Raw genomic sequence first — 13,427 nt, 5'->3', positions numbered from 1 at the left:
TGAAAATTTTTTCTCAGCCTTCGCCAAGGCTCATGGTTCCAGGACTTGCGTAGGAGCGGACTCCGTCCGCGATAGGTCCGCAACGCGCCGGAGACCCTCGCGGACAGAGTCCGCTCCTACGGGACGTGCTTTACCCGCGCGGCACCACGCGGGACCACCACTGGCCGTGTTTCTCGATACGCACTGGCAGCGTCGGCTCCAGCGAGCTGAGCGCCAGGTCGATGTTCTGCAGCGGGAAGCTGCCGGTGATGCGCAGGTCCGCCAGGCTCGGATCGATGCTCAGGTAACCGGGGCTGTAGCGCGCCAACTGGTCGAGCAGTTCGCCCAGGCGCACGTTGTCCACCACCAGCATGCCGTGGGTCCAGGCATCGGCCGTGGCGCTGTTGGCTTCGACCGTGCCGAACCCGCCAGCGCGCAGGCGCACCTGCTGACCCTGGTTGATCACCCGCTCGTCGGGCAGGCGCTCGGGACGGGCGGCCACGGCGGACTGCAAGACGCTCAGCAGCGTGCTGTCGTCCTCGTCGCGTTCCACCAGGAAGCGCGTGCCGAGGGCGCGCAGGCGGCCCTCATCGGTCTCGACGATGAATGGCCGGCTGTCGCCGTGAGCGGTTTCCACCAGGATTTCGCCGCTGAGCAGGACGATGCGCCGCTGCTCGGCGTCGAAGCGCACGTCGACGGCGGTGCGGCTGTTGAGTTTCAGCAGGGTGTTGTCCGGCAGGCGCAATTCGCGCTGCTCGCCGGTGGCGGTGACCAGGTCGGAGAAGGCATAGCGCACCGGCGCATAGCGGTTGCCGACGCCCAGCGCCAGGGCGCCGACCAGCAGGATCGACAGCCCGGTGCCGGCCAGCCGGCGCACCTTGCGCCGCGACTCGCCCGGTGAGCGCAGCAGGGCGCTGCGCGCAGCCTTGGGCGCGGCGCCGGCGAGGCTGCGGTCGAGCATCCCCAGCTGGCTCCAGGCGCGGGCGTGTTCGCTGTGGGCGGAATGCCAGCGGGCGAAGGCGGCTTCGTCGTCGGGGCGCGCTTCGCCGGAGCCCAGGCGCAACTGCCAGCTGATCGCTTCGTCGAGCACCTGCAGGGAAACCGGTCCCTTCACGTCGGCTCGCCGTACAGCGCGATGTAGCACTGGCGCAGGCCCTGGGCGATGTACTGGCGCACCCGCGGTACGGAGACGCCCAGTTGCTCGGCGATCTCGGCATGGCCCAGGCCATCCAGGCGGTTGAGCAGGAAGGCACTGCGCGCACGGGTCGACAGCTTGCCCAGCAGGCGGTCGATCTCGCGCAGGTCGGCGAGGATCAGGCAGTGTTCCTCGGCGGAGGGTTGCACCGCCTCGGGCAGGCACTGCAGTTCTTCCAGGTAGGCCTGTTCCAGCGCGAGGCGGCGCCAGTGGTCCACCAGCAGGCCCTTGGCGACGGTCACCAGGAAGGCGCGGGGTTCGCGAAGGGAAGGCAGCTCGCGACGGCCGAGCACGCGGACGAAGGTGTCCTGGCTCAGGTCTTCGGCGCGCTGCGGACAGCCCAGGCTGCGGTTCAGCCAGGCAGTCAGCCAGTCGCGATGATCGCGATACAAGGTGCCAACGAGTTCGCCGCTACCCATCTGGATGGCCGACAAGCTACTTCCCCCGAGATCCCGAATGGGATCAAGCTCAAAAACGATAACTATTCGCAAATGATCGCAAAGTGCAGTCACCCGCGCAATTGGCGCCTGTCGGCTTTTGTCGGCCGTTCGTGGGGCGATCTACAATCGGGCGTCCTTTCCTATAAGAAGAACCGCCATGTCCGATCCCGTGCTGATCATCGGCTCCTACCTGTCCCCCTACGTGCGCAAGGCCCTGGTCGTGCTGGAACTGAAGGGCGTGGACTACTGCATCGATTCCGTCGTGCCGTTCTTCGGCAACCAGGAGTTCGAGCGCCTGAGCCCGCTGCGCCAGGTGCCGGTGCTGGTGGACGGCGAGCTGGTGCTCAACGATTCCTCGGTGATCTGCCAGTACCTGGAGGAGCGTTATCCCCAGCCCGTGCTGTACCCGGCGGATATCGCCGAACGCGCCCGCGCGCGCTGGATCGAGGAGTTCGCCGACAGCCGCATGGGCCAGGTGCTGATCTGGCAGCTGTTCGACCAGTTGGTGATCGGTCGCGGTGTGTGGGGCCGCGAGCCGGACGCGGCGTTGCTGGAGAAGACCTACCAGCACGACCTGCCGGCCGTATTCGATTACCTGGAGGCGCAGTTGCCGGAAAGCGGCTGGTTGTTCGGCGAGCTGTCCATCGCCGATATCAGCGTCGCCTGCTTCATGCGCAATGCGCAGTTCGCCCGCTACGAGCTGGACGCCCAGCGCTGGCCGAAATTGGCGGCGATGCTCGCGGCAGCCTTCGCACTACCGGCGTTCCAGAAGCTCAACCAGTTCGAGCGCGCCATCGCCCGCACGCCCATCGCCCAGCAGCGTGAAGCACTGCTCGCCGCTGGCGCACCGGTCAGCGAAGTCAGCCACATGCGCGAGCAACCGGTACGCGGGCCGATGAGCCGCAGCTGAGATTCGCGCAACGCAAAAGGCCGCTCAAGGGCGGCTTTTTGCTTGCCGGGTGTTTCAGTGATGCGCGGCATCCACCGCGATGGACTCGCCGCAGATATCCATATGGAGGCAGCGGCGATCGGCCAGTGCGTAGTGGATCAGCGCGCCGAGGCCGGCGCCGAAGAACCAGGAGAACTGCGACAGCGCCTCGAACGCCGGCACCAGCGCCAGCACGATGGCGATCAGCGCCGCCGGGACGAACGCCGCCACCGCACGCAGGTTGACGCCGCCGCTGTAGTGGTAAGCCGCCTCGCGGCTCTCGCTATACAGCTCGGGCAGGTTCACCCGGCTGCGGCGCACCAGGTAGTAGTCGGTGACGATGATCCCGTACAGCGGGCCGAGCAGCGCGCCCAGGCCGCCGAGGAAATACACGATCACCGCCGGGCTGTTGTACAGGTGCCAGGGCAGGATCAGCACGGCGATGGTGGCGCTGAGCAGGCCGGCGCGGCGGAAGTTCAGCAGGTTCGGCGCAAGGTTCGTGAGCACGTAGGCCGGGGCGACGAAGTTGGCCATGATGTTCACCGCCACGGTGACGATCAGGAAGGCCAGGCAGGCCAGTACCAGGCCGAAGGTGTTGGGGATGGCAGCGACGATTTCCGTGGGGTTCTGCACCAGGTGGCCGTCGATGCGGAATTGCGCGCCGGCCAGCACCACCGCGATCAGCGCAAAGCCCAGCATGTTCACCGGCAGGCCCCAGAAATTGCCGACGCTGATGGTGCGCCGATCCGGACAGTTACGGGTGAAGTCGCAGAAGTTCAGGATCATGGTGCCGTACAGCGAAACCCACAGCGCGGCGGCACCCAGCACTTTCAGCCACATCGCCGAGCCCGTCGGCGGGTTGCCGCTGGACCAGGAGATGGTCAGGCCGGCGCGCCAGTACATCCAGCCGGCGAGGCTGGCGAAGGCGACGAGGATGATCGGCCCGGCGAAGGACTCGTAGCGGCGCACCATTTCCATGCCGTAGGCGAAGATCACCAGCTGCACGCACCAGATGCCGAGGAAGGTGATCCAGCCCAGGGTCGACAGGCCGAGGATTGAGTCCTGATCGTAGGCTGCAAGGCTTGGCGCGATGGCGCTGAGCAGCACGCGCAGGACCACCGAGGCGAGGTAGGTCTGGATGCCGAACCAGGCGATGGCGATCACCGCGCGGATCAGCGCCGGCACCTGGGCGCCGTGGATGCCGAAGCTGATGCGGCACATCACCGGGTAGGGCAGGCCGGTCTTCTGGCCCATGTAGCCGGACAGGTTCATCAGGCCGTAGATCACCAGTGCGCCGAGGGCGAATGCCGCGAGGATCTGCGCGCCGCTCATGCCCAGGGCGAAGAGGCCGATGGCGAAGGAGTAGTTGGCGATGTTGTGCACATCGTTGGTCCACAGCGCGAACAGGCTGTAGCGCCCCCAGCTGCGGCCCTGGGCCTTGGTCGGCGCGAGGTCGGCACTGTACAGGCGCGGGCTCAGGGTCGGCGCTGTACTGCTCGCGGAGGCCTCGCCAGCGGCAGGTGGAACAGAGGTAACGCCGGACAGGTGCGTGGGACTGCTGGTCATGGGCTACTCGGCTTTTGTATGCACGGCTTTTTGTGGTTTGTGTGCAAAGACAATTCCATGCCAGTGCAGTTTCCTGTCGGCCTTGGAGGTCTTTCTATCTTGCCTGTGGAATGCGCTGAAGCCCTCATTTGGTGCGGTCTTGAGGCCTGTCCAGGTGGGTAGGAAATAAATTTACCAGGCCAATCATTGACTTGAGAGTCAGCTCGGCTGTGGGTGAGTAGTGTGCGAAATGGGGACTTTGTACACAATAATTGTGCACAGGCGTTACAGGGGCGATTCGGTGCGGGCGGACGACAATCGCGGACAGAGTCCGCTCCTACGCAAACACATCGCATCTCACCACGCCAAAGTGCTTGCCCTTGCCCTTGCCCTTGCCCTTGCCCTTGCCCTTGCCCTTGCCCTTGCCCTTGCCCTTGCCCTTGCCGTTAAGGTCTTCCAGCGAAATATCCGCACGCACCGGAGTGCCCCTTTCAGGAGGCCGAAGGTGATCGGAGTTTCAGGGGTTGAGCGACATGGATGTCGCGAGAGCGTTGTCGGGCCAGGGATGGCCCGTCAACGCGGGCCCCTGGAACTCCGAGGAACCGAGGGTACTTTTCGCGAAGCGAAAAGCCGGATGGCAGGGGCGAAGACCTTTGCCTACTTTGGGTCTTTTCCAAAGTAGGTCGCCCGAGGGGGCGAAACAAAATCTCCCAGCACACGCCGAAGCGACGCTGAAACACCCAACTACAAGCAAAAGCATCGCGGACAGAGTCCGCGATCGGGTGGGGAATGCACCGCCCCAACGTCAAACCACAATCCTCGCCCATAAAAAAACCGCCCCGGAGGGCGGTTTCTTCATCGCGCCGCGAAGCGCTTACAGGCCGTTTTTAACCTTGAACTCGCGGCGACGGCGGTGCAGGACCGGCTCGGTGTAGCCGTTGGGCTGTTTGGTGCCTTCGAGGACCAGTTCCAGCGCGGCCTGGAAGGCCACGTTGTCGTCGAAGTTCGGCGCCATGGCGCGGTACTGGGCGTCACCGGCGTTCTGGCGATCCACCACCGAAGCCATGCGCTTGAGGCTTTCCAGCACCTGCTCCTGGGTGACCACGCCGTGGCGCAGCCAGTTGGCCAGCAGCTGGCTGGAGATCCGCAGGGTGGCGCGGTCTTCCATCAGGCCGACGTCGTTGATGTCCGGCACCTTGGAGCAGCCGACGCCCTGGTCGATCCAGCGGACCACGTAGCCGAGGATGCCCTGGGCGTTGTTGTCCAGCTCGTTCTTGATTTCTTCCGCGCTCCAGTTGGTGTTGGCAGCCAGCGGAATGGTCAGGATGTCGTCCACCGAAGCCGGCGCGCGCTTGGCCAGTTCGGCCTGACGGGCGAACACGTCGACCTTGTGGTAGTGCAGCGCGTGCAGGGTGGCGGCGGTCGGCGACGGCACCCAGGCGGTGTTGGCGCCAGCCAGCGGGTGAGCGATCTTCTGCTCGAGCATGGCAGCCATCAGGTCGGGCATGGCCCACATGCCCTTGCCGATCTGCGCCTTGCCCTGCAGGCCGGTGGCCAGGCCGACGTCGACGTTGTTGTTCTCGTAGGAACCGATCCACTTCTCGGTCTTCATGGCGCCCTTGCGCACCATGGCGCCGGCTTCCATGGAGGTGTGGATCTCGTCACCGGTGCGGTCGAGGAAGCCGGTGTTGATGAACACCACGCGCTCGGCAGCGGCCTGGATGCAGGCCTTGAGGTTGACGGTGGTGCGGCGCTCTTCGTCCATGATGCCGACTTTCAGTGTGTTGCGCGGCAGGCCGAGCAGGTCCTCGACGCGGCTGAAGATTTCGGCGGCGAAGGCGACTTCTTCCGGGCCGTGCATCTTCGGCTTGACGATGTACACGCTGCCGGTACGGCTGTTCTTGCGGGTGGCGCTGCCGTTCAGGTTGTGAATGGCGATCAGGCTGGTGAACAGGCCGTCCTGGATGCCTTCGGGGACTTCGTTGCCCTGGGCGTCGAGGATCGCCGGGTTGGTCATCAGGTGGCCAACGTTGCGGATGAACAGCAGGGAGCGGCCATGTAGGCTCAGCTCGGAACCATCGGCCTTGGAGTAGACGCGGTCCGGGTTCATGGTGCGGGTGAAGGTGCTGCCGCCCTTGGAAACCTGCTCGGCGAGGTCGCCCTTCATCAGGCCCAGCCAGTTGCGGTAGACCACGACCTTGTCGTCGGCATCGACGGCGGCCACGGAGTCTTCGCAGTCCATGATGGTGGTCAGCGCGGACTCCATCAGGACGTCTTTCACGCCAGCGGCGTCGGTCTGGCCGATCGGGCTGGTGGGGTCGATCTGGATCTCGAAGTGCAGGCCGTTGTGCTTGAGCAGCACGGCCTTGGGCTTGCCGGCTTCACCCTGGAAGGCGAGGAACTGGGCGGCGTTCTTCAGGCCGGTTTCGCTGCCATTCTTCAGGGTCACGGCCAGTGCGCCGTTCTTCACCACGTAGGCGGTGGCGTCGACGTGGGAGCCGGATTCCAGCGCAGCGGCTTCGTCGAGGAAGGCGCGGGCGAAGGCGATGACCTTGTCACCGCGGACCTTGTTGTAGCCCTTGCCCTTCTCGGCGCCGTTCTCTTCGCTGATCGCGTCGGTGCCGTACAGCGCATCGTACAGCGAGCCCCAGCGGGCGTTGGCGGCGTTCAGGGCGAAGCGCGCGTTCATCACCGGTACTACCAGCTGCGGGCCGGCCATGCGGGCGATTTCTTCGTCGACGTTCTGGGTGCTGGCCTGGAAGTCGGCAGGCTCGGGCAGCAGGTAGCCGATTTCCTGCAGGAAGGCTTTATAGGCAGCTGCATCGTGCGGCTTGCCGGCGCGGGCCTGGTGCCAGCCGTCGACTTTCGCCTGGATGTCATCGCGCTTGGCGAGCAGGGCCTTGTTCTTGGGGGCCAGGTCGTTGATTACGGTTTCTACGCCTGCCCAGAACTTGCCGGCGTCGATGCCGGTGCCGGGAATGGCTTCGTTGTTCACGAAGTCGAAAAGGACTTTGGCGACCTGCAGGCCACCGACTTGAACGCGTTCAGTCATTGCTTGCCTCACTCTGCTCAGGACCAGCTCTGGACACAGGCAAAAGGCCTTGTAGTCCGAGCCGCGGAATACTACATGATGCCGTGGGAAAAATCAGTGGGCTAGCGTCGCGGTTAGACCAAAGTACGCATATCAGTCACGTAGCAGGTCTTATGTTCGCAAATATCATCTGGATTGTTCCAGATAAATCTTAAAACTGTACACCCATTACCCTAATGGGTATCTGTGGCAGCCCGTCGCAGCCCGCTAACCTTGCCGAGCCTATACTGCTTCTTCCCTTTCGGAGAATCCCGCATGTCCGTGACGCTTGCCACCCCCACCGATCTGGACGACCTGGTTCCGCTGTTTTCCGGCTACCTGGATTTCTACGAGGTACCTGCACCCCACGCGAAGATCCGTGCATTCCTCGAAGCGCGTATCGGCAGCGGGCAGTCCACGGTCTTCATCGCGCGCAGCCTCGATGGCGTGGCGCTGGGCTTCGTGCAGCTCTATCCACTCTTCGCCTCGCTGGCGTTGCAGCCGTCCTGGCTGGTCAGCGATCTCTACGTGCTACCCGCTGCGCGCCGCGACGGTTATGGTGAAGCGCTGATGAACGCCGCCCGCGCCCACGGCGAGGCCACCGGCGCCTGCGGCCTGATGCTGGAAACGGCCAAGACCAACCATGCCGGCCAGTCGCTCTACGAGCGCCTGGGCTACAAGCGGGACGACCAGTTCTACACCTATTGGCTGGACCTCACGGCCTAGCCCTTCGCGGAGACTGCCCATGGACCACCTCGTATTGACCGTCATCGCCCAGGACCAGCCCGGCCTGGTGGAACGCGTGGCCAAATGCATCGCCGCCCACGGCGGCAACTGGCTGGAAAGCCGCATGTCGCGCATGGCCGGGCAGTTCGCCGGGATCCTGCGCGTGGCGGTGCCCGCCGAGGGTTATGACGAGCTGGTGGAAGGCCTGCAGGGTCTGGGCGAGCACGGCATCCGCGTGCTGCTGGCGGAGAGCGGCATCGAGCCGGCCTGCAACTGGAAGCCGATCCACCTGGACCTGGTGGGCAATGATCGTCCCGGTATCGTTCGCGACATCACCCAGCTGCTGGCCGAGCACGGCGTGAACCTGGAGCGCCTGACCACCGAGGTCATGCCGGCGCCCATGAGCAGTGAGCCGCTGTTCCACGCCGAAGCGCTGTTGGCCGTGCCGCTGACCCTGCAGCTGGATACCCTTCAGGAAAAGCTCGAAGCGCTGGCGGACGACCTGATGGTGGAGCTGAATTTCCACAGCGGGGACTGAGTACTCTCTCTGGATTGCAACCCTTGTGGAAAAACCTGTGGGCTCTCTGTTGATGGAATGACAGAGGGCCCATTTTCTTTGGGCTGCACGCCGGCCGATTTATCCACGACCCCTGCGAGCTCTGTGCACAGATTACGGGGATCGCACCGTGGGCATTCTGTTGATAAGTAGCCGCAGCTAGCTATGGGCGTGCCTTTCAAGGATGTGCTCGTTTTTTGTACAGCCTGCTCCTCGAGAGTTCAGCGTCGTGAGCCTTCCAGCCGCTGTGCACAAATCCATGGGAAGACTCTGTGGAGAAGCCGTTCATGAAACGCTGCAGCCATTGTAAACAGGGGCTTGCAGAAGGTTGTCCACTTTCTGATCGGGCAGTGCGGCGCCATCCACATGAAGTGGGGATCAGCCTGTGGAAAAGCCGGGGGAATGTCGTTACAGGCCAGAGCTGGCAGGGTCTGCGCGGGGTTGCTCAGAATTTGCTCATTCTGCGGCAGGTTGCCGGATCAGGAGACCGCGGCCGGAGAGAGCGAGGCGGCTTGTGGAGGAAACTGCCGTTATCCCCCATTTGGCGGGATGGGGCTGTGGACAAGCTGGTGGTGCTTGCCCACAGGCCACGAACGGCGTGGCCTGTGGACGGTGGATCAATTAATGATCAGTCGCCGCGGGACAGGCGATACCAGATGTCCACGCTGTAGACGACCAGGCCCGCCCAGATGCAGCAGAGGGAGATCAGGCGCGTGGTGTCCAGGTGCTCGCCAAACAGCAGGATCGCCTGCAGCAGCACCAGGGTTGGCGCCAGGTATTGCAGGAAGCCCAGGGTGGCGTAGGGCAGGTGGCGCGCGGCGGCGTTGAAGCACACCAGCGGCACCAGGGTGATCGGGCCGGCAGCGGCCAGCCAGATGGCGTCCCGGGTGGTCCAGAAGTCCGCGTGCACGCTCGGGCCGTCGGCGAACAGCACCAGGTAACCGATGGCCAGCGGCAGGAGGATCCAGGTTTCCACCACCAGGCCGGGCAGCGCGGCCACAGGTGCCTGCTTGCGGATCAGCCCGTAGAAACCGAAGGTCAGCGCCAGCGTCAGCGACACCCAGGGCAGGCTGCCCAGCTGCCAGAGCTGCTGCGCCACGCCCAGCGCAGCAAGGCCGACCGCGACCCACTGCAGCGGGCGCAGGCGCTCGCGCAGGATCACCAGGCCCAGCAGCACGTTGATCAGCGGGTTGATGTAGTAGCCCAGGCTGGCCTCGATCATGTGACCGTTGTTCACCGCCCAGACGTAGACCAGCCAGTTGCTGGCAATCAGCAGGCCGCTGGCGGTGAGCACGGCAATGCGCTTGGGGTTCTCGCGCAGCTCGCGCCACCAGCCGGGATGTTTCCATACCAGTAACAGCAGGGCGCCGAACACCGCCGACCAGATGGCCCGGTGGGTGATGATTTCCAGGGCGGGAATGCGTTCGAGCAGCTTGAAGTAGATCGGGAAGAGCCCCCAGATGACATAGGCAGTCAAGCCCAGGGCGTAGCCCCGGCGGGGATTGGCGGTGGCCATGGAACATCCTTGGTTAGGCAGCTAATGAGTGGCTGCACAATTCTAGGGCGCTGGCGTCGGCTTGTCTGTGCCGCTGCGGTGGATGTCCCGGTGGCGTGCGCGAATAGCTGTAACGTTGGTCATACGGGAGGACACGGTAGGTGCGGATAGCAATCGCGGACGGAGTCCGCTCCTACGTGACGTGATGCCTTCGTAGGAGCGGACTCCGTCCGCGATCCGGCCGCCAGGCCGGCATCCATGCGAGGGAATCAGAACAGCCGCAACGGCTCCTCATCCAGCGCCGCCATCTGCTCGCGCAGCACCAGCACCTGTTCGCCCCAGTAACGCTCGGTGCCGAACCAGGGGAAGCTCGGTGGGAACGCCGGGTCGTCCCAGCGGCGCGCCAGCCAGGCGCTGTAGTGCATCAGGCGCAGGGCGCGCAGGCCTTCGATCAGCGGCAGTTCGCGGGGGTCGAAGTCGTGGAATTCCTGGTAGCCGTCCACCAGCTCGGACAACTGGCCGAGGCGCTCCTGGCGCTCGCCGGCGAGCATCATCCACAGGTCCTGCACCGCCGGGCCCATGCGGCAGTCGTCGAGGTCGACGACGTGGAAGGTCTCGTCGCGGCACAGTAGGTTGCCCGGGTGGCAATCACCGTGCATGCGGATGGGGCTGTATTTCACCCGGGCATAGAGGTCGTCGATCTTCTTCAGCAGGTCGCGGGCCACCGACTCGTAGGCGGGCAGCAGGCTTTGGGGAATGAAGTTGCCTTCCAGCAGGGTGGCCAGGGATTGGTGGCCGAAGTTCTGCGGCGTCAGCGCCTCGCGGTGCTCGAACGGGCGGTTGGCGCCCACGGCGTGCAGGCGGCCGAGCAGTTGGCCGAGGCGATAGAGCTGGTCGAGGTTGCCCGGCTCCGGCGCGCGGCCGCCGCGGCGGGGAAAGAGGGTGAAGCGGAAGCCGGCGTGCTCGAACAGGGTCCTGCCCTCGTGCACCAGCGGCGCCACCACCGGGACTTCGCATTCGGCCAGTTCGGCGGAGAAGGCGTGCTCCTCGAGGATCGCCTCGGTGGTCCAGCGTCCCGGGCGATAGAACTTGGCGATCAGCGGCTCGCTGTCCTCGATGCCCACCTGGTAGACGCGGTTCTCGTAGCTGTTGAGCGCCAGTACGCGGGCGTCGCTGAGAAAACCGATGCTTTCCACCGCATCCAGCACCAGGTCGGGAGTGAGGTCGGAGAAGGGATGGGACATGGCGACGTTCCGGCAAGGGTAAAGCTGCCTAGTTTACCCAGTCCGCCCCTTTTGCGTGGGCAGTCGCCTCAGCGGTCGGCGCAGTGCTTTCTCAGGAAGCCGATGAAGTCCGTTGCCAGTGCCCGGCGTTCGCCCTTCACCAGGGTCAGCTTCTGCATCGTGCGTGACCGGCACGTCAGGCTCCGCTCCTGTTCGTCGGAGCTGTGCAAGGGCGTCAGCAGCAGGTCGTAGGGCGTGCCCTGGCGCACCTGCTCGGCGAGCTCATCCGTGCCGCCGCCAATCATCAGGACCTTGCCGCCGGTTTCCATCTGGTACTGGTCCACCAGTGGCTTGAGCGTCGGCACCAGTTCGTGGCTGGCGCCGACGCGCAGCACGTCGGGGCCGGCCTGGCTGGCGAAGGGCAGGAGGAACAGCGCAAGAAGCAGCAGTGGGCGGCGCATGCTGGGAGCTCCGATTGGCCGAAGCCCGCCCGGAACGGGCGGGACACTGGCGTTCATTGGAGCGCGGCGCTGCGTCGCGGGGCTTGATATGAGGCAGGGAAACCTGAGTGGCCGGAAGGCTACAGCGGTGTGCCAATGATCACCTGGGCCGGAGAAAACTGCGCGCGGACCTGGGTGCCGGGCTTGAGGCGCAGGATTTCGATGCGCTCCGGGTCGATCAGGGCGCAGAGCATCTGTCCGCTGGGCAACTGGATGCGCACCTCGCTGGGGCCGTCGTCGGCTTCGCGGATGTCGTCGATATGCCCTTCCAGCGCATTCAGGCCGTCCGGACAGGGGATGTGCGGCAGGTCGACGTAGAGCCAGCCGGCCTTCATCAGTGCCACCACCGGCACACCGTCGGCCAGTTCCAGCTTCTCGGTGCTTTCGCGGGTGACCCGCGCCTGGATGCGCGAGCCGCCGGGCAGCTCGATGCCGATCAGGTCATTGAGGCCGGAGTGCTCCACCGCGCAGACGCGGCCGTGCAGCTGGTTGCGCGCGCTGGTGCGCATCATCAGGCGGCCGATCAGCTCCAGATCGGCCTGGTGCTCGACGTGCTCGACGATGTGTTCGCGCAGGGCTTCCAGGCGCTGGTAGAGCGCCAGCAGACGTTCGCCCTCGACGGTCAGGCGCGCACCGCCGCCGCCCTTGCCGCCGACGCTGCGTTCCACCAGCGGGCGGTCGGACAGGTTGTTCAGTTCATCGATGGCGTCCCAGGCGGTCTTGTAGCTCATCCCGGCGGCCTTGGCGGCGTGGGTGATCGAGCCGAGCTGGGCGATCTGCACCAGCAGGGCGATGCGCTGCGGGCGGCGGGTAACGTGTTGGGTCAACAGGCTGAGGGTGGTCATGGGTTCGCGGGTGCTTATTGGTATGCAGCGAGGCTCCGTTGCTGGCGGGCAAAACGCAAGGGGCAGATGTCAGTAATGTGGCCGAACGGTCGTCTATTCCGGGGCTGGCGTGCGCGCCAGGCAGTAGACATCGACCCGCCGCGCCCCGGCTCGGCGCAACAGGCGGGCGATGCGTTCGGCGGTGGCGCCGGTGGTCAGCACGTCGTCCACCAGTGCCAGGTGCAGCCCCTCGACACTGGCGCCGGCAGCCAGGGTGAAGGCGTTGCGCAGGTTCTTCTTGCGGGTGGCGGCGTCCAGGCCTTGCTGCGCCGGGGTGTCCTGCGTGCGCTGGACAATGTGGTTATCCACAGGCAGCCCGAGTGGCGCCGCCAGCCAGTTTGTCAGCAATTGCGCCTGGTTGAAGCCGCGCTGCCGTTCACGCCGGCGCGACAGCGGCACCGGGATCAGCCGGTCCGGGCGTGGCAGTCCTTCTTCATAGGCATGCAGCAGGTGGCGTTCGAGCAGTTGGCCGAGCAGCCGTCCGAGCGGCGCATTGGCCTGATGCTTGAAGCGGGTGACCAGCGCATCGACGGGAAAGCCATAGCGCAGCGGTGTCTCGACTCGATGAAAAGCCGGCGCGCGGCGCAGGCATTGGCCGCAGGTCAGTCCGGAAGCTGGGAGGGGAAGGGCACAGATCGAGCAATGCCCGGCCAGCCAGGGCAGGTCATCGTCGCAGCCGGCGCAGAGCGGCAGGGCGGTCTGTTCAGCCGCCGCGCCACACAGCAGACAATGCACGCGAGGGCGCCACCAGATAGGACGCCATTGAAGCAAGCGCATTCAGCCCCTCCATGGTGAACTGACCCCCGAAAGTTGGACAGTTGGACTGGGCCGCTAAGCTGCCAATGACTGAGCCCTGTATTGAACGGGGCTCAGTCCCTTCAACTTG

13 protein-coding genes are annotated in these 13,427 nt (G+C 65.2%); 3 read left to right on the top strand and 10 right to left on the bottom strand.

Annotation, left to right across the window (positions count from 1 at the left end; translation table 11 throughout):
• Positions 1-130: 130 nt before the first annotated feature.
• Together HNP46_RS15215 and HNP46_RS15210 are read right to left on the bottom strand one after the other, a co-directional pair.
• On the bottom strand, positions 131-1,093 hold the full coding sequence (locus tag HNP46_RS15215) for a FecR domain-containing protein (protein ID WP_184590320.1): 963 nt from the start codon (positions 1,091-1,093) through the stop codon (positions 131-133).
• Positions 1,090-1,593, bottom strand: a complete 504-nt coding sequence (locus HNP46_RS15210; protein WP_409372440.1) for an RNA polymerase sigma factor — start codon at positions 1,591-1,593, stop codon at positions 1,090-1,092. The genes HNP46_RS15215 and HNP46_RS15210 overlap by 4 nt, the downstream gene beginning before the upstream one ends.
• A 178-nt stretch (positions 1,594-1,771) precedes the next feature.
• Here HNP46_RS15210 and HNP46_RS15205 point away from each other — a divergent pair, with 178 nt between their 5' ends.
• Complete coding sequence (locus tag HNP46_RS15205; RefSeq protein WP_184590316.1) at positions 1,772-2,524, top strand: glutathione S-transferase family protein; 753 nt, start codon at positions 1,772-1,774, stop codon at positions 2,522-2,524.
• Between the two features lie 54 nt (positions 2,525-2,578).
• On the opposite strand, the gene HNP46_RS15200 is transcribed toward HNP46_RS15205, so the two are convergent.
• From HNP46_RS15200 to HNP46_RS15190, 3 genes are all read right to left on the bottom strand, one after another.
• The gene (locus tag HNP46_RS15200; protein WP_184590314.1) at positions 2,579-4,108 is read right to left on the bottom strand and encodes an NCS1 family nucleobase:cation symporter-1; all 1,530 of its coding nucleotides are present in this window, start codon (positions 4,106-4,108) and stop codon (positions 2,579-2,581) included.
• A gap of 316 nt (positions 4,109-4,424) precedes the next feature.
• Positions 4,425-4,565 (bottom strand): hypothetical protein, encoded by a 141-nt coding sequence (locus HNP46_RS15195; RefSeq protein WP_184590312.1) that lies wholly within the window; start codon positions 4,563-4,565, stop codon positions 4,425-4,427.
• Between the two features lie 396 nt (positions 4,566-4,961).
• A complete protein-coding gene (locus HNP46_RS15190; protein WP_184590310.1) occupies positions 4,962-7,139 on the bottom strand; it encodes a malate synthase G in 2,178 nt (725 codons plus the stop codon).
• 294 nt (positions 7,140-7,433) lie between these two features.
• Between HNP46_RS15190 and HNP46_RS15185 the strand changes: the two genes are divergently transcribed.
• Together HNP46_RS15185 and HNP46_RS15180 are read left to right on the top strand one after the other, a co-directional pair.
• Complete coding sequence (locus HNP46_RS15185; RefSeq protein ID WP_184590307.1) at positions 7,434-7,883, top strand: GNAT family N-acetyltransferase; 450 nt, start codon at positions 7,434-7,436, stop codon at positions 7,881-7,883.
• A 19-nt stretch (positions 7,884-7,902) separates the two neighbouring features.
• Complete coding sequence (locus HNP46_RS15180) at positions 7,903-8,421, top strand: glycine cleavage system protein R (protein WP_184590305.1); 519 nt, start codon at positions 7,903-7,905, stop codon at positions 8,419-8,421.
• Positions 8,422-9,067: 646 nt separating this feature from the next.
• Here HNP46_RS15180 and rarD read toward each other — a convergent pair.
• From rarD to HNP46_RS15155, 5 genes are all read right to left on the bottom strand, one after another.
• The gene (gene rarD, locus HNP46_RS15175) at positions 9,068-9,955 is read right to left on the bottom strand and encodes an EamA family transporter RarD (RefSeq protein WP_184590303.1); all 888 of its coding nucleotides are present in this window, start codon (positions 9,953-9,955) and stop codon (positions 9,068-9,070) included.
• A gap of 248 nt (positions 9,956-10,203) precedes the next feature.
• Positions 10,204-11,178, bottom strand: coding sequence for a serine/threonine protein kinase (locus HNP46_RS15170; protein WP_184590302.1), 975 nt, complete (start codon positions 11,176-11,178; stop codon positions 10,204-10,206).
• 68 nt (positions 11,179-11,246) lie between these two features.
• Entirely contained in the window at positions 11,247-11,618 is a 372-nt protein-coding gene (locus HNP46_RS15165) for a substrate-binding domain-containing protein (protein WP_184590301.1), read from the bottom strand.
• Between the two features lie 119 nt (positions 11,619-11,737).
• Positions 11,738-12,502 carry a TOBE domain-containing protein gene (locus HNP46_RS15160; protein WP_184590300.1) on the bottom strand — a complete coding sequence of 255 codons (765 nt, stop codon included), beginning with the start codon at positions 12,500-12,502 and terminating at the stop codon, positions 11,738-11,740.
• Positions 12,503-12,595: 93 nt separating this feature from the next.
• The gene (locus HNP46_RS15155; protein ID WP_184590299.1) at positions 12,596-13,318 is read right to left on the bottom strand and encodes a ComF family protein; all 723 of its coding nucleotides are present in this window, start codon (positions 13,316-13,318) and stop codon (positions 12,596-12,598) included.
• Positions 13,319-13,427: the final 109 nt, after the last annotated feature.

It is taken from the genome of Pseudomonas nitroreducens, from assembly GCF_014204515.1.
GTDB lineage: Bacteria > Pseudomonadota > Gammaproteobacteria > Pseudomonadales > Pseudomonadaceae > Pseudomonas > Pseudomonas nitritireducens_A.
This window is presented reverse-complemented; position numbering and strand designations above follow the sequence as displayed.